The 24,321-nt window shown below is 39.6% G+C and carries 23 protein-coding genes; 22 read left to right on the top strand and 1 reads right to left on the bottom strand.

The genetic code is table 11. From position 1 onward, the window contains the following. The first annotated feature begins 56 nt into the window (after positions 1-56). The 19 genes from ACEN4L_RS10875 to ACEN4L_RS10965 all read left to right on the top strand — a co-directional run bounded on the left by ACEN4L_RS10875 (position 57) and on the right by ACEN4L_RS10965 (position 17,740). Positions 57-1,004: a thymidylate synthase gene (locus tag ACEN4L_RS10875; protein ID WP_407097323.1), complete on the top strand. Its 948-nt coding sequence runs from the start codon at positions 57-59 to the stop codon at positions 1,002-1,004. 27 nt (positions 1,005-1,031) lie between these two features. After that, positions 1,032-1,532 carry a dihydrofolate reductase gene (locus tag ACEN4L_RS10880; RefSeq protein WP_407097322.1) on the top strand — a complete coding sequence of 167 codons (501 nt, stop codon included), beginning with the start codon at positions 1,032-1,034 and terminating at the stop codon, positions 1,530-1,532. A gap of 163 nt (positions 1,533-1,695) precedes the next feature. Next, a complete protein-coding gene (locus ACEN4L_RS10885; protein WP_407097321.1) occupies positions 1,696-2,529 on the top strand; it encodes a GDSL-type esterase/lipase family protein in 834 nt (277 codons plus the stop codon). Positions 2,530-2,567: 38 nt separating this feature from the next. Next, positions 2,568-3,188 (top strand): YpmS family protein, encoded by a 621-nt coding sequence (locus ACEN4L_RS10890; RefSeq protein ID WP_407097320.1) that lies wholly within the window; start codon positions 2,568-2,570, stop codon positions 3,186-3,188. Positions 3,189-3,208: 20 nt separating this feature from the next. Beyond that, on the top strand, positions 3,209-3,733 hold the full coding sequence (msrA, locus tag ACEN4L_RS10895) for a peptide-methionine (S)-S-oxide reductase MsrA (protein ID WP_407097319.1): 525 nt from the start codon (positions 3,209-3,211) through the stop codon (positions 3,731-3,733). Continuing rightward, complete coding sequence (locus ACEN4L_RS10900) at positions 3,730-3,951, top strand: YozE family protein (RefSeq protein WP_407097318.1); 222 nt, start codon at positions 3,730-3,732, stop codon at positions 3,949-3,951. Before msrA ends, ACEN4L_RS10900 begins: the two co-directional genes overlap by 4 nt. Positions 3,952-3,981: 30 nt before the next feature. Further along, entirely contained in the window at positions 3,982-4,695 is a 714-nt protein-coding gene (deoD, locus tag ACEN4L_RS10905) for a purine-nucleoside phosphorylase (protein ID WP_407097317.1), read from the top strand. A 78-nt stretch (positions 4,696-4,773) separates the two neighbouring features. Continuing rightward, positions 4,774-6,273 (top strand): S41 family peptidase, encoded by a 1,500-nt coding sequence (locus ACEN4L_RS10910; protein ID WP_407097316.1) that lies wholly within the window; start codon positions 4,774-4,776, stop codon positions 6,271-6,273. 118 nt (positions 6,274-6,391) lie between these two features. Further along, complete coding sequence (lepB, locus tag ACEN4L_RS10915; protein ID WP_407097315.1) at positions 6,392-6,934, top strand: signal peptidase I; 543 nt, start codon at positions 6,392-6,394, stop codon at positions 6,932-6,934. Between the two features lie 22 nt (positions 6,935-6,956). Further along, the gene (gene lepB, locus ACEN4L_RS10920) at positions 6,957-7,625 is read left to right on the top strand and encodes a signal peptidase I (protein ID WP_407097314.1); all 669 of its coding nucleotides are present in this window, start codon (positions 6,957-6,959) and stop codon (positions 7,623-7,625) included. A 121-nt stretch (positions 7,626-7,746) separates the two neighbouring features. Further along, complete coding sequence (ylqF, locus tag ACEN4L_RS10925; protein WP_407097313.1) at positions 7,747-8,619, top strand: ribosome biogenesis GTPase YlqF; 873 nt, start codon at positions 7,747-7,749, stop codon at positions 8,617-8,619. After that, positions 8,612-9,412 (top strand): ribonuclease HII, encoded by an 801-nt coding sequence (locus ACEN4L_RS10930; RefSeq protein ID WP_407097312.1) that lies wholly within the window; start codon positions 8,612-8,614, stop codon positions 9,410-9,412. Before ylqF ends, ACEN4L_RS10930 begins: the two co-directional genes overlap by 8 nt. Before the next feature lie 120 nt (positions 9,413-9,532). Further along, positions 9,533-10,405: a DNA-processing protein DprA gene (gene dprA / locus ACEN4L_RS10935; protein ID WP_407097311.1), complete on the top strand. Its 873-nt coding sequence runs from the start codon at positions 9,533-9,535 to the stop codon at positions 10,403-10,405. 252 nt (positions 10,406-10,657) lie between these two features. Beyond that, entirely contained in the window at positions 10,658-12,736 is a 2,079-nt protein-coding gene (gene topA / locus ACEN4L_RS10940) for a type I DNA topoisomerase (protein WP_407097310.1), read from the top strand. A gap of 228 nt (positions 12,737-12,964) precedes the next feature. Beyond that, positions 12,965-13,864 carry a tyrosine recombinase XerC gene (gene xerC / locus ACEN4L_RS10945; protein WP_407097309.1) on the top strand — a complete coding sequence of 300 codons (900 nt, stop codon included), beginning with the start codon at positions 12,965-12,967 and terminating at the stop codon, positions 13,862-13,864. Between the two features lie 34 nt (positions 13,865-13,898). Further along, positions 13,899-14,441 carry an ATP-dependent protease subunit HslV gene (gene hslV / locus ACEN4L_RS10950; RefSeq protein ID WP_407097308.1) on the top strand — a complete coding sequence of 181 codons (543 nt, stop codon included), beginning with the start codon at positions 13,899-13,901 and terminating at the stop codon, positions 14,439-14,441. Between the two features lie 53 nt (positions 14,442-14,494). After that, entirely contained in the window at positions 14,495-15,919 is a 1,425-nt protein-coding gene (gene hslU, locus ACEN4L_RS10955) for an ATP-dependent protease ATPase subunit HslU (protein WP_407097307.1), read from the top strand. Positions 15,920-15,937: 18 nt separating this feature from the next. Further along, the gene (codY, locus tag ACEN4L_RS10960; protein ID WP_407097306.1) at positions 15,938-16,735 is read left to right on the top strand and encodes a GTP-sensing pleiotropic transcriptional regulator CodY; all 798 of its coding nucleotides are present in this window, start codon (positions 15,938-15,940) and stop codon (positions 16,733-16,735) included. A gap of 126 nt (positions 16,736-16,861) precedes the next feature. Beyond that, positions 16,862-17,740, top strand: coding sequence for an aldose 1-epimerase family protein (locus ACEN4L_RS10965; protein WP_407097305.1), 879 nt, complete (start codon positions 16,862-16,864; stop codon positions 17,738-17,740). Positions 17,741-17,985: 245 nt separating this feature from the next. Here ACEN4L_RS10965 and plsY read toward each other — a convergent pair whose 3' ends face one another. Further along, positions 17,986-18,588, bottom strand: coding sequence for a glycerol-3-phosphate 1-O-acyltransferase PlsY (gene plsY, locus ACEN4L_RS10970; protein WP_407097304.1), 603 nt, complete (start codon positions 18,586-18,588; stop codon positions 17,986-17,988). Positions 18,589-19,000: 412 nt separating this feature from the next. Here plsY and parE point away from each other — a divergent pair, with 412 nt between their 5' ends. From parE to ACEN4L_RS10985, 3 genes are all read left to right on the top strand, one after another. Next, positions 19,001-20,995 (top strand): DNA topoisomerase IV subunit B, encoded by a 1,995-nt coding sequence (gene parE / locus ACEN4L_RS10975; RefSeq protein WP_407097303.1) that lies wholly within the window; start codon positions 19,001-19,003, stop codon positions 20,993-20,995. Beyond that, entirely contained in the window at positions 20,985-23,459 is a 2,475-nt protein-coding gene (gene parC / locus ACEN4L_RS10980) for a DNA topoisomerase IV subunit A (protein ID WP_407097302.1), read from the top strand. Before parE ends, parC begins: the two co-directional genes overlap by 11 nt. Positions 23,460-23,635: 176 nt before the next feature. Next, entirely contained in the window at positions 23,636-24,178 is a 543-nt protein-coding gene (locus tag ACEN4L_RS10985; RefSeq protein WP_407097301.1) for a cysteine hydrolase family protein, read from the top strand. The last annotated feature ends 143 nt before the right edge of the window (positions 24,179-24,321 follow it).

The raw sequence follows: 24,321 nt of genomic DNA on the forward strand, positions 1-24,321 counted from the left end.
CAGCATTTGCAGGACCGATAACAGCAGAAATGAGAGTTAAAAGCGGAGGGATACTAGTGGAAGAAGCTTATTTATCATTAGCGAGAAAAATTTTAGCAGAAGGAACAGATAAAAGTGATCGTACGGGGACTGGAACAAAAAGTATTTTCGGTCACCAAATGCGTTTTGATCTGCAAGAAGGTTTCCCTTTATTGACTACGAAACGTGTTCCTTTTGGATTGATCAAAAGTGAATTGTTGTGGTTTATTAAAGGAGACACCAACATTCGCTACTTACTTGAACACAATAATCACATTTGGGATGAATGGGCGTTTGAACGCTATGTGGCGAGCCCAGAATACGCCGGCCCTGACATGATTGATTTCGGTAGACGTTCATTAGCAGACGCTGCTTTTAAAGAAGTGTACCAACTAGAAATGAAAAAATTTACGGAACGTATTTTAAACGATACTGCATTTGCTGAACAGTACGGAGAATTAGGGAACGTCTATGGTTCACAATGGCGACAGTGGAAAACGACTCAAGGGGAAACCATTGACCAGTTAAAAGATGTTATTGAAATGATTCGTACAAATCCGGATTCTAGACGCTTGATTGTCTCCGCATGGAATCCAGAAGATGTGCCTAATATGGCATTGCCGCCTTGTCATACGTTGTTTCAATTTTATGTAGCAGAAGGTAAGTTGAATTGTCAGTTGTATCAACGTAGTGCGGATGTCTTTTTAGGAGTACCGTTCAATATTGCCAGCTATGCTTTATTGACGCATTTGATTGCTCACGAAACAAATTTAGAAGTTGGAGAATTTGTGCACACTTTTGGAGATGCACATTTATACAGCAATCATGTCGATCAAATCCAAGAGCAATTGTCTCGTGAACCTAGATCCTTTCCAAAGCTGGTATTGAACCAAGAAAAAAGCAGTATGTTTGATTTTGAAATGGAAGATATCTGCATCGAAGGATACGATCCGCACCCGAGAATAAAAGCTCCAATAGCGGTATAATAAGTATAAAGTAGGAAGTGGTAATAGATGATAGCTTTTTTATGGGCAGAAGATAAAAACGGTCTGATTGGAAAAGGCGGAACATTGCCTTGGTATCTGCCGAATGACCTGAAATTTTTTAAACAAATGACGATAAATCAAGCCATTGTAATGGGGAGAAAAACATTTGAAGGAATGGGGAAACGCCCTCTTCCAAATCGCATCAACATTATTTTAACGTCAGACTCCTCGTATCAAGCCGATGGCGTGGAAGTCATGTCTAGTCGTGAAGAAGTATTGGCTTTCGCAAAAGCTTATGAGAAAGATACCTTGATCACTGGAGGCGCTGGTGTCTTTCAGCATTTTCTAGAGGATGTCGATATCTTGCATCGGACAGTCATTGATGGAGAATTTGAAGGGGATACCTATATGGTTCCTATCAATTGGGACGACTGGACATTAACACATGTGGAAGAGGGCGTGAGAGACGAAAAAAATGTTTATGCGCATCGTTTTGAGACCTATCGCCGAAAAAACAGCTCCAAATAAAGAAGATAAAAGCTTTGCTGCAGATTTTATGCGGTAAAGCTTTTCGTCCCTGAAAAAAATAAAAAAGAATCGAGGAATAGGCGATCTAGTACTTATTTTTTGTGAGATAAAATGGTAAAATGAACCAACGTAAAAAAATGGAAAGGAACAGAGTGCATTTGATATGAAAAAAGTACGTTCATCACTGCTCAGTTTACTGTTCCTATTAATAGGCAGTTTATTGGTGGTATTGTTGCTCAATGCTTTCTTTAATACACCTGGAGAGGAACAGACAACTCCTGAGAGCATACCTGAATCGGTCGAACTTGTGGCTATTGGTGATTCATTGACAGAAGGTGTCGGTGATAGTCTATCCAGTGGCGGTTATGTTTCTCGGGTCGCTGATTTGTTAGAAGAAAAGAAAGAAGTTGCTGAAGTTACCACACAAAATTTTGGGGTCAGTGGAAACCGCAGTGACCAAGTGCTTTCCCGAATGGAATCCGATTCTGAAATAAAGACAGCTGTTAAGTCAGCTGATATGGTAGTATTTACGGTAGGTGGAAATGATGTTATCCGTATTTTTAAAGACGAGCTGCTCAATGTTCAGTTGGACAGTTTTATCCAACCGCTGCAAGTATATCAAGAGAATTTAACAAAAATGATTCAACTGGTCCATGAATGGAATTCAGAAACAGACATTTATATTTTTGGCATCTACAATCCGTACGCCATTTATTTTTCAGAAATCGAAGAAATGCAGCGGATCGTTGATGAGTGGAATCAAGCCACTCAAGATACTGTTGCCGCATTTGAGTATACCCATTATATTCCAATAGATTCAGCTTTTACGGTTGAAGATCCAGATGCCTTGGCACAAACGAAAGCAACGAATGAAGTGATTGAAAATCCGTATCTTTACGAAGAAGATTTATTCCACCCCAATGATGCTGGTTACAGCAGAATGGCCGCTTTATTGCTGACAGAAATGGAAAAAACGGAAGCCTTTTTGGAAGAATAAACAGGCAGCTGCTATAATGCAACTTAAAAGGAGGTACTATGGACGAAAAAAGAATGGATAAAGAAAGAAAAGAACCGCTAAATATATGGAAATGGGCATTCTTGACCTTAGCAGCTATTCTTATAGGAACAGGAATCTGGTTTGTTCAACAACTGCAACCGGTCAGATATGGAGAAGTCAATGAAAGACCCGTAAATACAGAAGATGTCATGACCTTTAGCGTAGCTGCTCAGAAAGAAGAAGTCACACAATTGATGAACCAATACATTGATGAGGAAGTAACAGGAAGCAATGTAAATTATGAGGTCTTGCTGGATGAGAATTTTCAACTTGCAGGAAGTTTTGAAGTATTTGGCTTTGAGGTGCCGTTTAATTTGTATATGGATCCATTTGTAACCGATAATGGAAATATACAACTAAAAGCAGACCAGTTGTCTTTAGGGCAATTGAATCTGCCGATTTCATTTGTAATGAATCAACTGGGTAATCAGTTATCGATTCCCGAATGGGTAGTGATCGATGGGGAAACAGAAACGATTACCTTGAATTTAAATGATTTCCAATTAGATAGCGGTATTTTCTTCTCCGCCGAACGAATCGATTTAGTAGAAAACGAACTATTGGTGAATGTCCATATCCCGGATTCAACCACTGAATAAAAGAAATGAGGTTAATGAATATGACAGAAACAGCTATTTTTGCTGGTGGATGCTTTTGGTGTATGGTATCCCCTTTCGATCAACAACCCGGTATTGAATCGGTGATTTCCGGCTATACTGGCGGTCAAACTGTTGATCCTACTTATGAAGAGGTAAAGTCGCAACTGACTGGACATACAGAAGCCGTTAGAATTACTTTCGATCCTGAGATAATCTCTTATGCGGATTTAGTCGAGATTTACTGGCAGCAGACAGATCCTACAGATGTTATGGGACAATTTATGGACCGCGGCAGCAGTTATCGGCCAGTGATTTTTGTGCAAAATGAAGCTCAGCGAACAGCTGCTGAAGCTTCTAAACAGGCACTGCAAGACAGCGGGAAATATTCTAACCCGATTTTAACGACCATTGAAGACAGCTGTCCTTTTTATGAGGCCGAAGAAGAACATCAAGAATTTTACCGCAAAAATCCTGAACGCTACCAACAAGAAAAAGTGGAGCGCGAGGCATATGCGAATAAACAACAAATGGGGCAAGCACAATGATACGCACATTCTACCAATATCTGATGACTGAAAGAGATGCAGATATGAAAGATCCGGTGACAATTTTTGCAAATTCAGCTTTTCGAGACTCAGGTTTTCCAAAGCAATCCAAGGATTACCATGAACTGTGTCACTATTTAGAAATGAACGGTTCGTATTTGGAAACGATGACCATATTTGATGAAGCATGGGAACGGTATTTGGCTACTAAAAAATAACAAACTGAAGACTAAATGGAGGGATTAGATATGAGTGTACATATCGAAGCAAAAGAAGGACAAGTTGCAGAAACGATTTTATTGCCAGGAGATCCATTGAGAGCAAAATACATCGCGGAAACTTTTTTAGAAGATGTAGAGCAGTACAATTCGGTTAGAAATATGTTTGGTTACACAGGAACATATAAAGGGGAACGTATTTCTGTACAAGGTACAGGGATGGGGCTTCCTTCTATGATGATCTATGCAGAAGAATTGATGACGCAATACAATGTACAGAACTTGATTCGGGTAGGGACTGCTGGAGGAATGAAGGCTGACATCAAAGTTCGCGATGTGGTTTTAGCCCAAGCAGCAACTACCGATTCAAGCGCAGTAATGAATACATTCAATGGACAAGTTCAATTTGCACCGATCGCTGACTTTGATTTGCTGAAAGCAGCTTATGAGATCGGAACTGAAAAAGGATTGAAAATGCGTGCTGGCAATGTATTGTCTGCAGATCGTTTTTATAATGAAGAACTAGATAAGAAAAAATTGGCAGACTATGGCGTAATGGCTGTAGAAATGGAAGCTGCTGGACTGTACACATTGGCTGCCAAATACAATCGCAGAGCCTTGACGATTTTAACCATCAGTGACCATTTGATCACAGGAGAAGAAACGACAGCTGAAGAGCGTCAAACCACTTTTAACGATATGATTGTTATTGCCTTAGATGCTGCTTTAAAAATCAAAGAATAGTCATTTTTTTAGGTAAGTGGTACAATTTTTTCAAGCAACTAAATCAAGCGACTATTATCAAGCAGAAAGGAGCTATCTATGAATAATGAACCGAACAAGAAAAAAAGAACGCGTATTCATCCAGTAGCGTATGTGGTGTCTCTAATTGTGGTAGCATTGCTTTCTGTAGGGTTTACTCTTTTAGCAACACATGCTTCTATCTCTGCACCAATGGAACCCGAATCATCTAATGCAGTTTCATCTAGTCAATCTGAAACTGCAGTTACCAGTACAAGCGGGATCGATTATACAAAGTTTGAACAGGTTTACAACACGTTGATGACACAGTATTTTCAAGAAGTGAGTAGTGAAGACTTAATGGAAGGCGCCCTTTCTGGTATGACAAATGCTGTAGGAGATCCTTATACGCAATATTTAGATTTATCTGATTCTGCTGTTTTGAATGAGAGCATTGATGCTTCTTTTGAAGGCATTGGCGCTGAGGTCCAAAAACAGGGGGATTACATTATGATCGTGTCTCCAATCGCTGGTTCTCCGGCAGAAAAAACTGGTTTGATGCCGAATGACATCATTTTAAAAGCAGATGACCAAGAATTGAGCGGCCTTTCTCTAAACGAGGCAGTGTCTTACATTCGTGGAGAAAAGGGATCTGAAGTCGTCTTGACGATTCAACGAGGTGACAATACGTTTGAAGTTACGCTCACGCGAGATACGATTCCTGTAGAAACGGTGGTCTACAATTTAGATGAATCAGACCCGACAGTCGGTTATGTCGGCATCACAAGTTTTTCTACACCGACCTATACCGAGTTGGTCGCCGCAGTGGAAGATTTGAGGGCTCAAGGAGCTACCTCATTTGTCTTTGATGTCCGCCAGAACCCAGGGGGGTTATTGGATGCAGCCATTAATATTTCCAATATGTTTTTAGAAGATGGTGAGACGATTGTCCAAACCCAAGAGCGTAATCAAGAACCAGTTCCCGTTGTTGCGGATGATGCTTCGATGGGAGAGTTTCAAGTGACAGAGCCGGCTGTTCTATTAGTCGATGAAGGAAGTGCCAGTGCATCAGAGATTTTAGCCGGTGCTTTGCAGGAATCTGCTGATATCACTGTTATGGGATCGACCACATTTGGAAAAGGAACGGTACAATCTGTGGTTCCTTTTGCAGATGAGAGCGAGTTGAAATTAACGATTGCCAAATGGCTGACACCAAGTGGGAATTGGATCCATGATAAAGGTATTAAGCCGGATGTTGCTGTGGAATTGCCTGAATATGCTTATCTTTTAATGATCAATTCTTCGGCCACCTATCAGGAAGGTGACACATCTGAAGAAGTGGCAAATTTAGAAAAAGTGATCGATGCTTTGAGTTATGATGTAGGTGAAGTGGATGGACATTTTGATGAAGCCACTGCTGAAGCAGTTGAAACGTTCCAAGCTGATCAAGAGTTGACGGTTGATGGTGTCGTGACAGAAGAAACGGCTATTATGCTGATTACAGAATTGCGCAATTTGATTGATTCAAATGACACGCAGTATGAGGAAGCTTTGAACCACTTGCAACAATCAGGTGAATAGAGAAAGGAAGAAGATGGAGGTAGTTCTGTCTTCTTTTTTTCGGAGCGGCAACAAAAATATAGTTATTTCAGTACTTTTTTAGTATGATAAAGATAAATAAAGTTTGGAGCGAAATGATATGAAGAAATATTGGAAGGAAAATGGCAAAGGATGGTTGAAAGCAGTGCTCTTTGCAGCAATTGCCGTATCGATTATCAAGTATTTTATTTTTCTTCCAGTTTCCATTGACGGCTCTTCGATGTTTCCTACATTTCAACAAAACGATCAAATTATCGTTGAAACTATTCATCAAATCAACCGATTTGATGTGATCGTTTTTCGTGATTCTTCAAATCGGACATTTGTAAAACGAGTGATAGGTCTTCCTGGAGAAAGTATCCGGTATGAAAATGATCAGTTGTTTATTGATGGCGAACCGATCAATGAGCAGTTTTTGGAGAACGATTATGTCAAAAAAGCGGGTGGCGTTTGGACTTCAAATTTTACTCTTGAGAATCTGACGGGAGAAGCATTGGTTCCAGAGGGACATTATTTTGTATTGGGAGATAATCGGCGTTTGAGCCATGATAGTCGTTATTATGGACCTATACCAGCGGAAATGATCATAGGGGAAGCGGTTATGGTATACTATCCATTTGAACGTATATCTATCGTAAATTAAAAGATGAAGGTAGGAGATAGCAGTGAACAATAATCATGATGCAGAACAAGGACAAATGAATCAGTCCTACGAACCTCGAAGAGATAAATACCCTTCAAAAAAAAGAAAGACTGCCCCAACGGAAAATACGCCTTCCAATAAATGGAAAGAATTTTTTAGTACCCTACTGTATATTGTGGTCGCTTTAGTGATTTTTATGCTGATACGCCACTTTTTGTTTGCTGCAGTAAGTGTTGAGGGCGATTCAATGGTTCCGACGTTACACGATAATGATCGATTGATCCTAAACAAGGTAGCAGATATCGATCGATTTGATATTGTTGTATTTGATGCGCCTGATGATCCCGAGAAACAATACATTAAACGGGTGATTGGAGTACCTGGAGACACGATAGAAGTACGAGATGATGTTTTATTCGTTAATGGGGAAGAAGTACCAGAAGAGTATTTGGCAGCTGAGTATTTTACCTTAGATGAATCAGACAACTTTACGGATGACTTTAATTTGTCTATCTTGACTGGAATAGAAAAAGTCCCTGAAGGACAATACTTTTTATTAGGCGATAACCGAATCAACTCAAAAGATAGCCGTTACTTTGGGTTTGTGGAAGAAAGTGCGATTGTTGGTACAACTGATTTAAGAATTTGGCCGTTAAGCGATATTGGAGATATGAATCCAGCAAATGAGTAGCACACAACACTGTACAATAGGCTAAAACTAATCAAGAGATTCTAACCAGAAACTTTTTGGTGGAATGGAAAGATTAGTTTTTCTTTTTGGAACAATAATTGAAATAAAGGACGTGAATGGTATGAAAGTAATACAATGGTATCCAGGTCATATGGCCAAAGCCAAAAGAGAAGTATCCGAAAAAATAAAATTAGTAGATGTGGTTTTTGAGCTGGTAGATGCAAGACTGCCGATTTCCAGTCGAAATCCGGTGTTGGATGAAATCATTCAACACAAACCACGCATCATAATCTTAAACAAAAGTGATTTGGCCGATAAAAAAGCTACGCAGCAATGGGTCAACTACTTCGAAAATCAAGGCATTCCTGCTATTCCGATCGTAGCTCAAGAAGGCAAAGGGGTTAAAGAGATTACTGCCAGAGCTAAACAATTGATGCAGCCTAAATTTGATCGTATGGCTGAAAAAGGTATGAAACCCCGTCCGATTCGAGCGATGAGTATCGGAATCCCCAATGTTGGTAAATCGACCCTGATCAATCGTTTAGTGAAAAAAAACGTAGCAAAAACTGGGAACAGACCAGGTATAACAAAAGCCCAACAATGGCTTAAATTGGGAAAAGAAATTGAATTGTTGGACACTCCCGGAATTTTATGGCCGAAGTTTGAAGATCCTGAAATAGGGAAAAAACTGGCTTTGACGGGAGCTATCAAAGATACGCTGTTGAATATAGATGACATTGTATTATATGGAATAGGGTTTTTGAAAGAAAATCATCCTGCCGCTTTAGCCAAACGCTACAATTTGACAACAGAAGAATTAACCCTTGATAATCCAGAGTTATTGATATTGATCAGTGAAAAACGTGGCTTTAGAGATGATTACAATCGAGCTGCAGAAATGGTCTTATACGAGATTCGAGATGGAAAAATAAGTCCATTTACTTTAGATGTTGTACCTGTACAAGAATCTGAAGGAGAAGAAACGAATGACTGATGCCAATAAACCACTTAGTATCGCAGAAATAAAAAAGGTTTTACAGACGATCACGGATCCGTCAGATGAGCGTTTAGATGCATTTCGATTAGATTCTCGCAAGGGTGCCCTGACCGCCTTAAACAGTTGGGAACGAAAAATAGAGAAACAACAGTTGAAAGAAATGAAGCTTCAAGAGATGTTGGTTTACGAAAAACGAGCGTGGTCTCACGGAAAAAAATTAGTTGCCGGGATAGATGAAGTGGGCCGCGGGCCTTTGGCAGGGCCTGTTGTATCTGCTGCTGTTATTTTACCAGAGGATTTTAATATCATCGGTATAAATGATTCTAAGCAATTGTCTTTAGCTAAAAGAGAAGAACTCTTTGAGGTGATTCAATCTGAGGCGTTGGCCATTGGTATTGGAATCAAGGACTCATCGATCATTGATCAAGTGAATATTTATGAAGCTTCTAAACTGGCTATGATCGAAGCTGTGGAACAATTAGAGGTTCAACCAGATCATTTATTGATAGATGCTATGAAATTGCCTCTTTTATTTTCTCAAGAAAGCATTATTAAAGGGGATTCCAAGAGCGTTTCAATCGCAGCGGCTAGTATTATTGCCAAAGTAATCAGAGACCGTATGATGGAAGAGTATGATTCCATTTATCCAGGTTACGGATTTTTAAAAAATGCAGGGTATGGGACTAAGGAACATTTGAATGGTTTAGATCAATTAGGTGTTACTCCTATTCATCGCCACAGCTTTGCGCCTGTACGAGAAGCTTATCGGCAACAACAATCTTCATTATAATAAGTAGAAACAGAAACTAGGACCAGTGTCCTAGTTTTCTTTGCGTGGTCAAAAATATTCCAAGGATTAAAAAAATTTCTCTGTTTCTACGTATGTTTAATTAAAGGGAGGGACAGAGAGATGTTGAACATTGAACAGTTAAATTTAATTATGCTCCATTTATCCTTGTGCAGAGGAGTGGATTCCAGCCAACGTATCATGATGATCGTGGCCATTATGGAAAATCCGGATTGTACATTAGCAGAACTGGCTGACAGTGCAGGTCTTGTAGAACAGAAAAGAACTCTTTTTTACGACAGTTACCAGTCTATTCCGTTAGCAGAAGTAGTCCAAGAACACCAAAAAAAGAATATTCATTGGGTATCCATTTTCGATCCTCGTTTTCCGGAATACCTAAGACATATTTATGATCCGCCTGCTTTATTATTCTATAAAGGCGATATCGGCCTGGTAAAAGAAAATTTGCTGTCTGTGGTCGGTTCAAGGAACCATAGCCCATACACTACAGAGGTGTTGAAGCAATTTGTACCAACTTTGATCGAGAAAAAGTTGGTACTTGTCAGCGGGTTAGCTAAAGGGGTAGACACCCAAACACATCAATTAGCTCTTCATCATTCAGGTAAAACGATCGCTGTTATTGGTTGCGGTTTGGATTGTTACTACCCTAAAGAAAACCAAGAACTGCAAGATGAGATAGCTGATAATCATCTGCTGTTGTCTGAATACCCTATAGGAACCAAGCCATTGAAACATCATTTTCCTATGCGGAATCGAATCATTGCTGGTCTCAGTTCAGGAACGTTAGTCATTGAAGCCAAATACCGCAGCGGCAGCTTAATAACGGCTAATTTAGCCTTGCGTGAAGGGCGGGAAGTATTTGCTGTGCCGGGAGCTATTACAAATCCTTTTTGTGCGGGGACCAATGACTTGATTGTACAAGGTGCTACTTGTGTATTGAATGGAGAAATGCTGACACAAAACTATCGTTTATAAAAAAAACTTTTCTTTTTTTATTTTTCTCGAAAGATAAATCTAAAAAAACAAAACAAAAGACTGCTGCTTCAGCTTTTAGCTGTCTTTTTTGAGTCCCTCTTTTTTAGACGTCATTTCTAGAAAAATTAAAAAGCTTTCATTTGAATAGTTGACAAATACCACTTGAATAGCATAAGATGATTTACGATTTCAGTTAGTTATTCAAACCAGTGATAAATACAACGAATACGTTCAATTGAAAGGAGTATTTTATTGGCCTATAAATATTTGGTGATCGTGGAATCACCTGCTAAAGCAAAAACAATTGAAAAATATTTAGGAAGAAATTATAAAGTAGTGGCCAGTTTAGGTCACATACGTGATTTACCTAAGAGCCGCATGGCGATCGATACGGAAAATCATTACCAACCAGAATACATTTCCATTCGAGGCAAAGGACCTTTGATCAAAGAATTGAAAAAATACGCAAAAAAAGCTGAAAAAGTTTTTCTCGCAGCTGACCCGGATAGAGAAGGGGAAGCTATCGCTTGGCACTTGTGTTATCTGTTGGGCTTAGATATAGAAGATAAAAATCGTGTAGTTTTTAATGAGATTACGAAAGACGCTGTAAAAGGGGCTTTTAAAGAACCTCGTTCCATTAATTTAGACCTCGTCGATTCTCAACAAGCCAGACGTGTATTAGACCGTTTAGTAGGGTATACGATTAGTCCTATTCTATGGAAAAAAGTCAAAAAAGGGTTGAGTGCAGGTCGTGTCCAATCAGTCGCATTAAAATTGATCTGTGATCGTGAAGAAGAAATTGCCGCCTTCGAACCTGAAGAATACTGGTCAATTGATGGAAATTTCAAAAAAGGAACTAAAAAATTCAAAGCAGCTTTTTATGGAGTAAACGGTAAAAAGACAAAGTTGACGAATGCGGAAGAAACCCAAAAAGTGATTCAGCTAATTGATGGCGATGAATTTGAAATAACAAACGTGGTTAAAAAAGAACGTAAACGGAATCCATCGCTGCCATTTACCACCAGCAGTATGCAACAAGACGCGGCCCGTAAAATCAATTTTAAAACCCGTAAAACCATGATGACCGCGCAACAGTTGTATGAAGGAATCGCTCTTGGACGTGGTGGAACAGTAGGCTTGATCACTTATATGCGCACCGACTCTACACGGATCTCGGATACTGCTAAAGGCGAAGTTCATGACTTTATTAATGAAAATTATGGTCCGGAATATGCCAATGCGAAACCTCGTGTGGGAAAAAAATCAGAAGGCTCCCAAGACGCCCATGAAGCAATCCGTCCTTCCAGTGTGAAACGGACGCCGGAAGAAATCCAAAAATATTTGTCCAAAGACCAGTATAAATTGTATAACTTAATTTGGTCTCGTTTTGTAGCCAGCCAAATGAAACCAGCTGTTTTCGATACGATGACAGTAGATTTGGAGCGAAATGATGTATTATTCAGAGCAAATGGACAAAAAATGAAGTTTCCGGGGTACCAAAAAGTGTACATTGAGTCCAGTGAAAGCGGCAAAACAGAAAAAGACAACATTTTACCACCTATGGAAGAAGGCGAGACGGCTAAGACAGTTGATATTGAACCTAAGCAACATTTCACTCAACCGCCAGCTCGTTTCTCTGAAGCAACGTTGATCAAAACGTTGGAAGAAAATGGTGTTGGACGTCCGTCTACCTATGCCCCTACATTGGAAACGATCCAACGAAGATATTATGTTAAATTAGCTGCCAAACGATTTGAACCTACAGAATTGGGAACAATCGTCAACGGACTGATTGCAGAGTACTTCCCTCAAATCGTAGATGTTCACTTTACCGCTCAAATGGAAAAAGATTTAGACCAAGTTGAAGACGGAAAAGAAGAATGGGTCAATGTCATCGATCGCTTCTATCAACCATTTGAAAAAACGGTTGAGATTGCTGAAGAGCAAATGGAAAAGGTCCAAATCAAAGATGAACCAGCCGGATTTGATTGTGAGGTTTGTGGTCATCCGATGGTCATTAAAATGGGAAGATACGGAAAATTCTATGCTTGCAGCAATTTTCCGGAATGTCGTAACACGAAAGCCATTGTTAAAGACATCGGCGTTACTTGTCCAACTTGTGGAGAAGGCCATGTTATTGAACGCAAATCGAAAAAGAACCGCATTTTTTACGGATGTGATCGTTATCCTGATTGTGAGTTTGTTTCTTGGAACAAGCCGATCGGTCGAAATTGTCCTAAGTGCGAGCATTATCTAGTAGAGAAAAAAGTTGCTAAAGGCAAACAAGTTATCTGCAGCCACTGTGACTACGAAGAAGAATTGCAAAAATAATCTATTGATAAAACAAGGATCAAGCAGGACCTTTTCAATTTTATGGAATGAAAAAATTGCTTCACGAGTTTTATCAAACGCCACAGCTTGAAGTGGTTTAGATTCATTTAATCGGTCAAAGAACTATGATTTTTATCGGATTAAGTTTCGTTTAAAGAGTTCACAATCGATTGTAATCCCTTTGCTGGTATGATAAAGTTACTTTGTCGTACGAGTGGAGGGATTTTTGTGAACAATCAAAAATTGATCGAGCTTTTTTTAAATTATTTGATTTCAGAGCGGGATTATTCCGTTCTCACAAAAAAAGCTTATCAAGAAGATATTGAACAATTTAATGCATTTTTAAATCAAACGGGAGAATCGGCGTTTAATACAGTCTCCATCCAAGATGTCAGGATTTTCTTGGGAGAATTAAATGAAAAAAAATTAAGTCGAAATAGTGTTTCTCGAAAAATATCGAGTCTGCGAGCATTTTATCAATTTTTATTGCGCAATGAACTCGTGACAGACAATCCTTTCTCTTATGTTCACTTAAAAAAGAAAAATTTGAGATTGCCAAGATTTTTTTATGAGAAAGAAATGGATGTCCTTTTTCAAACCGTTCAAGGAGATGGGCCATTAGACATGCGCAATGAAGCTATCTTGGAAGTTCTCTACGGTACAGGTATTCGTGTCAGCGAGTGTGCCGGTATTCAGTTACAAGATATTGATTTCGAGTTAAATGTATTATTGGTCCATGGAAAAGGCAATAAAGAACGCTATGTTCCATTTGGACATTATGCGGCAGTTGCGATGCAGCATTACTTGGAAAAAGGACGTAAACCGTTGATGCAGAAGCACCATAAAGAACACAAGACGTTATTTGTGAATCACCATGGAGATGGGATCACACCTACAGGAATTGAATACGTGTTGAATCAAGTCATCAAAAAAAGCAGTCTTACATCAGACATTCATCCGCATATGCTCCGACATACCTTTGCGACACATTTGTTGAACAACGGTGCAGACATGCGTACTGTTCAAGAACTCCTTGGACATTCAAGCTTATCATCGACCCAAATTTATGCTCATGTAACAAAAGAAAGCTTACAAAAAAATTATCGTCAATTTCATCCTAGAGCTTAAGAGAGCCTGGGTGTAGTTAAATGGAGGAATTAATATGACAGAGTTTCATTCTACAACTATTTTTGCCATTCAACATAATGGTAAAAGCGCGATGGCTGGTGACGGTCAAGTAACAATGGGCGAACAAGTCATCATGAAAGGCACTGCCCGTAAAGTAAGACGCTTATACAACGATGAGGTAATTACAGGATTTGCCGGCAGTGTGGCAGACGCTTTTACACTGGAAGAAAGGTTTGAAAACAAACTAAATGAATATAAAGGCAATCTGACCCGTGCAGCTGTTGAATTGGCTCAAGAGTGGCGTACAGATCGCGCGTTGCAAAAATTAGAAGCTTTATTGATTGTCATGAATAAAGATGAAATGCTATTAGTTTCAGGTAATGGAGAAGTGATTCAACCCGATGACGGTATTTTAGCGATCGGGTCCGGCGGGAATTTTGCATTAGCTGCAGGAAGAGCGCTAAAAAAACATGGATCAGACCTTTCTGCTGCTGAAATCGCACGTGAAGCACTGGAAACAGCTGCAGATATTTGTGTCTTTACCAATCACAATATCATCGTGGAAGAATTCAACTAAACCTTAAAACTTTCAAATAAGATAGAAAAAAAGATACAAGGACGTGAAGGATAATGAACGAACTAGATAATATTACTCCAAGACAAGTAGTCACAGAATTAGATAAATATATCATCGGACAAGACAAAGCAAAAAAATCAGTGGCTGTTGCCTTGCGCAATCGCTACCGTCGTTTACACTTAAGCGAAGAAATGCAACAAGAGATCACTCCTAAAAATATCTTGATGATCGGAGCAACGGGTGTAGGTAAAACAGAAATTGCCAGACGATTAGCTTATATTGTCAAAGCGCCATTTGTCAAAGTTGAAGCTACTAAGTTTACTGAAGTGGGCTACATTGGACGCGACGTAGAATCAATGGTTCGGGATTTAGTGGAATCAGCGGTCCAAATTGTGAAGAAACAACAATATTCCAGAGTATACGTTCAAGCTGAAAAAAGAGCGATTGAACGTGTGGCTAAAATTTTAGTGCCCGGCATCAAAAAAGAACAGCGACAAGCAAATAATGCGAACAATCCTTTCGGAGCAATGTTTCAAAATATGGGCATCAATCCAAATCAGTTTGATCCGATGGAAGAAGAATCAGAAGAAGTCACTCCTGAGATTTCTACCAATCGCGCGAATATCCAACAACAAATTCGTGATGGGATTTTAGACAACCGCGAGATCACAATTAAAGTAGACGAACAAAAGAAAACGATGAATTCGCCAATGAATGCCGGTTTGGAGCAAATGGGTATCGATCTTTCTGATACATTAGGCGCATTGTCTCCTAAGAAAAAAGTGGAACGAAAAGTAACGGTTAAAGAAGCGCTAGAAATCTTTGTTCAAGAAGAATCTGAAAAACTGGTTAATGCGGAAGATATCCATGCGGAAGCCGTTAAATTGGCTGAAAATTCCGGGATCATTTTTATTGATGAAATCGATAAAATCACTTCTAAAGGAAAAAATGATGGCCAAGTTTCTCGTGAAGGAGTTCAAAGAGATATATTGCCTATCGTAGAAGGGTCTACTGTCAGCACAAAATATGGAACTGTCCAAACAGATCACGTACTGTTTATCGCTTCAGGTGCTTTCCACGTGTCTAAACCAAGTGACTTGATTCCCGAGTTGCAAGGACGTTTCCCGATTCGCGTAGAATTAGATGATTTGACGAAAGATGACTTTGTTAAGATTTTAACAGAGCCTAACAATGCCTTGGTCAAACAATACCGAGAATTGCTCAAAACAGAAAATATCACCGTCACCTTCACGTATGAATCCATTGAACGAATGGCGGATATTGCGTACCAAGTGAATACGGAAACGGATAACATTGGTGCCCGCAGATTGCATACCATTTTAGAAAAAGTATTGGAAGACTTATTGTTTGAAGCTCCTGATATGCAAATGGGTGAAATCACAATTACGGAAAATTACATTGATGATAAACTGCAACATATTGTTGCCGATAAAGATTTGAGTCGTTATATTCTGTAACTTGGTGGTGGATGAAAAATGGAAGAACTACTAGAAAAAATGCGCAACATGAATCGCCTCCTTCAAACAGTTGGAGGAATCGTTGATTCAGGAAATAAAGATACCGATCAACTGCCTTTTACGAATTTAACTAAAAATTTAGGCGATATTTTGAAAGTCAATACGTATTTGATTGATGAAAAAGGAAATTTGTTAGGATTCTTTGAAAAACACGCGATCAACAATGATCGCGTCAAACAAATGTTGATCGAAAAGAAATTTCCGAAAGAATATGCAGACAGCATGTTGGAAATCACTCTCACTACGGCAAACATCGGTATTGAGAGTGATTATACGGTTTTCCCTATAGAATCGCGGGAAAAAGTTACGTCAGGGCTGACCACGGTTATTCCTATTTTTGCCAGCGGAGAACGCCTGGGAACGCTGATTTTAGCGCGTGAAACACCTGAGTTTGACAACAGCGACCTGATTCTTGGAGAACATGCCGCCATTATTGTAGGGATTGAAGTCTTGAACATCAAGAAACAAGAAGTGGAAAAAGATGCTCGAGACGATGCTACGGTTCAACTGGCTTTAAATACGTTGTCTTACAGCGAATCAAAAGCTGTAAAAGCTATTTTCAAACAATTAGATGGATTGGAAGGACGTTTAACGGCAGCCAATGTGGCTGATGAAGTGGGCGTTACCAGGTCTGTGATTGTCAATGCCTTAAGAAAATTAGAATCTGGCGGAATCATTGAGTCTAGATCGCTTGGTATGAAAGGGACTTACATTCGTATCAAGAACGAAAAGTTAGTGCACATGCTTGAAAAATGATGACCGGGCTGCAGTGAGCAGCTCGATCAACTAGAAAAAAGCCTCCATGTTCGGATGTGAGGTTATTTTTTTTATTCTAAAGCAAGCGCTTAGTCAACAATTAGAGAATTATAGGAGATGATGTAGATGACCGTCAGCATAAAAAACAACTACTTAACTGTAGAGATTGCTTCAAAAGGGGCAGAACTGCAAAGTATCCGGAGCAACGGAACGGAAATAGAGTACTTATGGCAAGGAGATAAAGAGTATTGGAATAGAAAGTCTCCGGTGTTGTTTCCGATAGTAGGCCGATTAAAAGAAGATTCCTACACCTATAGAGGCCAGACTTATTCTATGACACAACATGGATTTGCTCGAGACGAAGACTTTGAATTGGTGGAACAAGAAGAGCAAAAAGTCGTTTTCCAATTGACTTCCAGCGAAAAAAGCAAACAACTGTATCCGTTCGATTTTGCTCTCCTTATAGCTTATGAAGTTATCGAAAATACAGTACAAGTATCCTATTCAGTTAAAAATACAGCTGACAGTGAACAGATGTACTTCTCTATAGGCGGACATCCTGGATTTAATGTACCTTTGACTGAGTCTACTAAGTTCGAAGATTATTACTTGAGCTTTTTGCCGAGACGATCTCGAAAACAAATTCCGCTGCAGGGTCCTTATGCAGATACCGCTCATACAACTTTAGCTCAAACAAACACTACATTGCGTTTGGATAGAGAATTGTTTGATAACGATGCGTTAGTATTTGAAGTGAAAAACAGCAATACTTTTAGCATACAATCTGATAAAACGCCTCATTCTGTAGAGGTTACATTTGAAAATCACCCTTATGTTGGGGTATGGTCTGTTCCTGGGAAAAAAGCTCCTTTTGTATGTATTGAACCGTGGCATGGAATAGCCGATACCGTTGATGCTTCAGGTAAGCTGGAAGATAAACTAGGCATTCAAACGCTGCCCGCTCAAGAGACATTCCAAACGAAATATTCCATCCAAGTTAATTAACGACTGGTTTCCGGTCGTTTTAAAAAGCAGGAAAAGGGGCTCTTCATATGCTGGCGATGGTAAAGAAATTGTTGGGGATGAGTTTCTAAAAGGTTCAGCTGAAAAGGAAACTATTTTTTATTTGCCAACGTCAAATAGTGTAGAAAAAGGCTGTCTCAATTTTGAGACAGCCTTTTTTGCGTCTTTGACTTTGAAAACAAAAGAGAAGCTGCCTGCTTCGCTGGTTTTTATAAGAACAAGACAGATCAGTTTTCATTTTTATAACGAAACCCAAATGGAACTTTGCTTTCAGTCCCATTCTTGATACGGGTGATATTATCTCGGTGACGATATGTAATAAATATTGTCAGGATAAAGGCAATGATTGTTAACACCCAGTCGTGTATGAACAAAGTGGAAAAAGTAATGAGAACTAAGGCCGTCATACTGCTTAAGCTCACCATGCGTGTAAAGTACAATAATATACCAAACAATGCAATACAATAGATAAAGAATGGTGGATTATAGGCCAGCAATACCCCTGCACTGGTCGCAACTGCTTTACCGCCTTTAAACTGGGCAAATAAAGGATAAGTGTGTCCCAAAATAGCTGCAAGCCCCACTACCATAGGGTTTAAATCAGAATGAAAAAAATAAGGCAGACTAGCGCCTAATGTCCCTTTAAGAACATCTGCTGCTAAAACGGTTATTCCTGCCTTTACTCCAAGCACTCGAAAGGTATTGGTAGTCCCTGTGTTGCCGCTTCCATATTCACGGATATCTGTATTGTAAAACTTTTTCCCGATCCATACGCCTGAGGGAATCGATCCTAAAAGGTACGATAGAACAAACATGAGTATTGTTATCATCGATCAATTTCTCTCCTTACCAACTTGATTTGCTGCGTACGACTCATTTTACCATTTATTCTTTTAAAATACTACACAGGATAAAAGAGAAAAAGGATTGTTTTCGGGAAAGAAAGTGGTTTCGAAAAAGCTGATTTGAAGGAAAACTGCCATTTTAGAGAAATTTTTGGTATAATAAACCGAACACCTATTCGGTTTAGTTTGGTTGACGGAAATAGAAAAGAGTCTGTTCCTCGACTAGTTGACTAAGATTCATAAAATAGGTATGATTTGAATGTTCTTTTTAAATGCTCTGTAAACGGTATAAGTATGTTAAAATGACTTGATACATGATGTAAAGTTCATTCAAAAAAATAATCAAAGCAATACATGTAAGAAAAGAATTTGTATGGTGTAGGGAGTTTTGAAAGATATGGCAAAAGACAAATATGAATATAATGACTCTTCCATCCAGGTATTAGAAGGATTGGAAGCCGTCCGCAAAAGACCAGGTATGTACATCGGGTCTACGGACACCAGAGGATTGCATCACTTAGTTTATGAGATCGTAGATAATTCAGTGGATGAGGTCCTTTCAGGTTTTGGGAATGAAATCAAAGTGACTTTGCACAAAGACGATAGTGTGACGGTAAGAGACAATGGTCGTGGCATGCCTATAGGAATGCACTCTTCGGGGATTCCAACGATCCAAGTTATTTTTACCGTTTTACATGCAGGTGGAAAATTTGGTCAAGGCGGCTATAAAACATCTGGTGGTTTACACGGTGTAGGGGCCAGTGTGGTCAATGCACTTTCAGAAAGACTTTCCGTAACGGTGTATCGTGATGGTTCACAATACACGCAAGAATTTATCAATGGCGGTAAAGCTAAAGGAAATATGATAAAAAAGGCTACTCGAGAGAAAAATGGGACGACTGTCCACTTCAAACCGGATCCGTCTATTTTTTCTACGACGACTTTTTCTTACGATGTTTTGTCTGAGCGCTTAAGAGAATCGGCCTTTCTACTGAAAAATGTCCGCATTGAATTGATCGACGAACGCAATGATCAATCAGATGTTTTCCATTATGAAGAAGGCATCAAAGAGTTTGTGGATTATTTAAATGAAGACAAAGATACATTAACACCTGTAGCGTATTTTGCTGGGGACAGCAATGGTATCGAAGTCGAGTTTTCTTTCCAGTACAACGATGGCTACTCAGAAAACATCTTATCATTCGTTAACAACGTACGGACAAAAGACGGCGGTACTCATGAAGCTGGAATGAAAACTTCTTTGACCAAAACCTTTAATGAATACGCCCGTAAAGTGAATCTGTTGAAAGAAAAAGACAAAAATCTTGAAGGCAGTGATGTTCGTGAAGGATTAGCTGCTGTTATCTCGGTTCGGATCCCTGAAGACCTGTTGCAGTTCGAAGGGCAGACTAAAAGCAAATTAGGAACCCCTCAAGCCCGTTCAGCAATCGATTCAGTCATCAGTGACCAAATGAACTATTACCTCACAGAGAACGGCGAATTAAGCCAACAGCTCGTTCGTAAAGCGATCAGAGCTAGAGAAGCGCGTGATGCTGCTCGTAAAGCGCGTGACGATTCCAGAACAGGGAAAAAACGCAAAAAGAATGACGGCTTGCTTTCTGGTAAATTGACACCGGCACAAGGTAAAAATGCGAAGAAAAACGAATTGTATTTGGTGGAGGGAGATTCGGCTGGCGGTTCAGCGAAACAAGGTCGAGATCGTAAATTCCAAGCTATTCTGCCCTTGCGCGGAAAAGTCGTCAACACTGAAAGAGCCAGCATTCAAGATATTCTGAAAAATGAAGAGATCAACACGATGATCTATACGATTGGTGCTGGAGTAGGTCCAGAATTTGATATTGAGGACTGCAATTACGATAAAGTCATTATCATGACCGATGCGGATACGGATGGAGCGCACATCCAAGTATTGCTGTTGACGTTCTTCTACCGTTACATGAAACCATTAATCGAAGCTGGAAAAGTTTACTTGGCATTGCCTCCATTGTATAAGTTATCCAAAGGGTTCGGCAAAAAAGAAAAAGTCGCTTATGCTTGGACAGATGATGAATTGGTCGACGTAACGAAAGACTTTGGGAAAAATTATGTCTTGCAACGGTACAAAGGGTTAGGGGAAATGAATGCGGACCAACTATGGGACACCACAATGAACCCAGAAACCAGAACCTTGATTCGGGTGCGCATTGATGACGTGGCTCAAGCTGAAAAACGGGTTTCCGTATTAATGGGCAATAAAGTGGAACCAAGAAGAAAATGGATCGAATCCCATGTAGAATTTTCTCTTGAAGAAGGCGGAAGTATTTTGGAAAATTCACAAATCATGAACGACAATGAATCAGAGAACGAAGGAAGTGCGCTAGATGGAGAATAAAAACGAGGTTCAAGAGCTTACATTAGAAGAAGTCATGGGAGATCGCTTTGGACGGTATTCCAAATACATTATTCAAGAACGTGCCTTGCCGGATATCCGTGACGGCTTAAAACCCGTCCAAAGACGGATTCTTTTTTCCATGAATGTGGAAGGAAATACTTCTGAAAAAGGTTTTCGGAAATCTGCTAAAACAGTGGGTAACGTTATCGGGAATTACCACCCTCATGGGGACTCCAGTGTATACGAAGCGATGGTACGTTTGAGTCAAGATTGGAAGCAACGTCAAGTGCTGATCGAGATGCACGGGAATAACGGTAGTATGGACGGAGACCCTCCAGCGGCTATGCGGTATACGGAAGCACGCTTGTCTTCTATTTCGGATGAATTATTACGGGACATTGATAAAGACACCGTAGAGTTTATGCTGAACTTTGACGATACTACAGAGGAACCGACTGTACTGCCTGCTCGTTACCCTAATTTATTGGTCAATGGGGCGACAGGTATTTCTGCAGGTTATGCAACGGATATCCCGCCGCATAACCTTAGCGAAGTCATTGATGCCACTATCTATTATGAGGATCATCCAAATGCCACCACCGAAAAATTGATGGATTACATCAAAGCCCCTGATTTTCCTACAGGAGGCATTATCCAAGGAATCGACGGCATTCGTAAAGCCTATGAAACCGGTAAAGGTAAAATAATCGTCCGTTCAAAAACGGAGATCGAGGAACTGCGTGGTGGTAAACAGCAAATTACCATTTCGGAAATCCCTTATGAAGTGAACAAGGCTAACTTGGTCCGTAAAATGGACGAGATTCGTCTGAACAAACGGATTGAAGGCATAGCCGAAGTACGGGATGAAACAGATAGAGAAGGACTTCGTATCGTTGTTGAGTTGAGAAAAGAAGCCAATGCGGAAGGTATTTTAACGTATTTATTGAAAAATACCGACTTGCAAGTCAATTACAACTTCAATATGGTGGCTATCGACAATAAACGTCCTATGCAGGTGGGCATTGCTCGCATGTTGGGAGCTTATTTGGAACATAAAGAAGAAGTCATCACTAAACGGACGCATTACACATTGCGTAAAGCAGAACATCGACAACACATTGTGACTGGATTGATCAAAGCTGTTTCTATCATGGATCAATTGATCGCGACGATTCGTAAGAGTACCGATAAAAAGAATGCTAAAGAAAACATCATGGCTCAATTCGGGTTTACGGAGATCCAAGCGGAAGCTATTGTCTCCTTACAGTTGTACCGCTTGTCCAATACAGACGTTACGGCGCTAGAAAAAGAAGCCAAAGAACTGCATCAAGCTATTGAAAGCTACCAAAAAATCTTAAACAGCCCTGCCGAAATGAAACGTGTGATCAAGGCAGAATTGAGAGAGATCAAAAAGAAATATGCTACACCGCGCTTGACTCAACTGGAAGATAAAATTGAAGAATTGAAAATCAATAAAGAAGTGTTGATTCCAGAAGAAGACGTTGTAGTGGTCGTCACTAATGAAGGATATATCAAACGAACCAGCCTGCGTTCTTATACAGCTTCACCTGCGGAAGATGTGGGAATGAAAGAAGGAGACTACCCGATCTTTATAGACAAATTGACTACATTGGAACACCTCTTGATTTTCACGACCAAAGGTAATGTCATTTACCGGTCCGTACATGAACTAAGCGATTTAAAATGGAAAGAAATGGGAGACCATCTATCTCAATACATTAGTTTAGAGCCGGATGAAAAGGTCTTGAAAGTTTTTGGCTTCAATGATTTTGTTGCTGGACCAACTTTTACGTTGATGTCAAAAGAAGGGTATATCAAACAAGTAGAAGCGAATGTGTTTAAACCATGGAGAAGTTATAAGACGAAATCGACTAAAGCAATGAAGTTGAAAACAGAGACCGATCGTGTGGTCAATGTTGAAATAACCGAAAATGCATTGATGCATGACGTCTTTTTGGTAACCCATCTTGGTTTTGGATTGCGTTATTCGCTGAGTGAAGTTCCTGTCATAGGAGCAAAAGCTACTGGTGTACGTTCAATCAATTTGAAAGAGACAGATTATGTTGTTGACGGCGTATTGATGGACGTAGAGGCGCCGAAGACGGACGTTATGGTCATTTCTCAAAGAGGAGCCGTTAAGAAAATGGATCTGGCAGACTTTTCTGTTCTAGGAAGAGCGAAACGTGGATTAATGGTCTTTAGAGAACTGAAAAAAAACCCACATCGGATTGCGTTGTTGACAAAAGTAACAGGAGAAGACAATGAACTGTATTCGATTGTCACGACGAAAGACAAATTGATCGAGATGAAACCTGAAAATTATGTAGTCAGTGATCGATACAGCAATGGTTCCTTTATCTTGGATCAAGTTGCTGATGGCGAGCCAAAAGCGATTAAAGAAAATAATATTGTGTACCTTAAAGAAGACGAACCAACAAACTAGAGAGTCATTTAAACCAAGCTGTATTACGGGCTTGGTTTTTTTGTACTTGAAATGGAAGTGAATAAGCATTAGATAAATTGTAATCAGGCTTTCAATTTAGTAAAATGAATGAACACAAATGTGAGCTTTTTTATTCTTTAATTCAAATCATTGTCAAAATTTTAGGAGGGATTTACATGCCAAAAGAAGCTTTATTAATCGTTGACATGAGTAATGATTTTGTTGCTGATAATGGAACTTTAACAGTGGGGAGACCTGCACAGGAAATCAGCCCCTATATCCAGGAACTAGCCACTGAATTTTTAGCAGGTGGTCATACAGTTGTCGTTGCAATGGATGCCCATCAACCAGATGACCCACATTTTGAATTATGGCCGCCTCATAATGTTGTAGGAACGAATGGGCAGCTCTTATACGGAGAATTAAACGATTGGTTTCAGAAACATCAAGGCCATGAAAATCTTCTCTATCAACCAAAAACCAACTATAATGCTTTTTTCCAAACTGGTCTAGCGGATACATTGAGAACCTCAGGAGTAGGTAAAATCCATGTAGTAGGTGTAACAACAGATATTTGCGATTTTCTAACTGTGGCAGGAGCTGATGCGGAAGGGTTCAAAACTGCCCTTCATAGACGAGGGGTAGCGACATTTACGGATCTTGGAGAGACTATGATCGAGCATATGGTACGTTGTTTCCATACAGAAGTAATTAATTGATTAAATGCTTTTCGAGGTATGTGTAAAATAGTTCTCGAGAGCCAATAATTTTACTGGAAAAAAGAAAGAAGGCACTTTATCATAAATGTATGCTTTGCAGGGCAAATACATAAATGAAAGAGGCCTTCTTATGGATAAGATTA

Source organism: Desemzia sp. FAM 23988 (assembly GCF_045528365.1).
Lineage (GTDB): Bacteria > Bacillota > Bacilli > Lactobacillales > Carnobacteriaceae > Desemzia.

Coding starts and splice junctions, on each gene's coding strand:
- ACEN4L_RS10880 (WP_407097322.1), top strand. CDS start 1,032: ATGATAGCTTTTTTATGGGCAGAAGATAAAAACGGTCTGATTGGAAAA.
- ACEN4L_RS10885 (WP_407097321.1), top strand. CDS start 1,696: ATGAAAAAAGTACGTTCATCACTGCTCAGTTTACTGTTCCTATTAATA.
- ACEN4L_RS10890 (WP_407097320.1), top strand. CDS start 2,568: ATGGACGAAAAAAGAATGGATAAAGAAAGAAAAGAACCGCTAAATATA.
- msrA (WP_407097319.1), top strand. CDS start 3,209: ATGACAGAAACAGCTATTTTTGCTGGTGGATGCTTTTGGTGTATGGTA.
- ACEN4L_RS10900 (WP_407097318.1), top strand. CDS start 3,730: ATGATACGCACATTCTACCAATATCTGATGACTGAAAGAGATGCAGAT.
- deoD (WP_407097317.1), top strand. CDS start 3,982: ATGAGTGTACATATCGAAGCAAAAGAAGGACAAGTTGCAGAAACGATT.
- ACEN4L_RS10910 (WP_407097316.1), top strand. CDS start 4,774: ATGAATAATGAACCGAACAAGAAAAAAAGAACGCGTATTCATCCAGTA.
- lepB (WP_407097315.1), top strand. CDS start 6,392: ATGAAGAAATATTGGAAGGAAAATGGCAAAGGATGGTTGAAAGCAGTG.
- ylqF (WP_407097313.1), top strand. CDS start 7,747: ATGAAAGTAATACAATGGTATCCAGGTCATATGGCCAAAGCCAAAAGA.
- ACEN4L_RS10930 (WP_407097312.1), top strand. CDS start 8,612: ATGACTGATGCCAATAAACCACTTAGTATCGCAGAAATAAAAAAGGTT.
- dprA (WP_407097311.1), top strand. CDS start 9,533: ATGTTGAACATTGAACAGTTAAATTTAATTATGCTCCATTTATCCTTG.
- hslV (WP_407097308.1), top strand. CDS start 13,899: ATGACAGAGTTTCATTCTACAACTATTTTTGCCATTCAACATAATGGT.
- hslU (WP_407097307.1), top strand. CDS start 14,495: ATGAACGAACTAGATAATATTACTCCAAGACAAGTAGTCACAGAATTA.
- codY (WP_407097306.1), top strand. CDS start 15,938: ATGGAAGAACTACTAGAAAAAATGCGCAACATGAATCGCCTCCTTCAA.
- ACEN4L_RS10965 (WP_407097305.1), top strand. CDS start 16,862: ATGACCGTCAGCATAAAAAACAACTACTTAACTGTAGAGATTGCTTCA.
- plsY (WP_407097304.1), bottom strand. CDS start 18,588: ATGATAACAATACTCATGTTTGTTCTATCGTACCTTTTAGGATCGATT.
- parE (WP_407097303.1), top strand. CDS start 19,001: ATGGCAAAAGACAAATATGAATATAATGACTCTTCCATCCAGGTATTA.
- parC (WP_407097302.1), top strand. CDS start 20,985: ATGGAGAATAAAAACGAGGTTCAAGAGCTTACATTAGAAGAAGTCATG.
- ACEN4L_RS10985 (WP_407097301.1), top strand. CDS start 23,636: ATGCCAAAAGAAGCTTTATTAATCGTTGACATGAGTAATGATTTTGTT.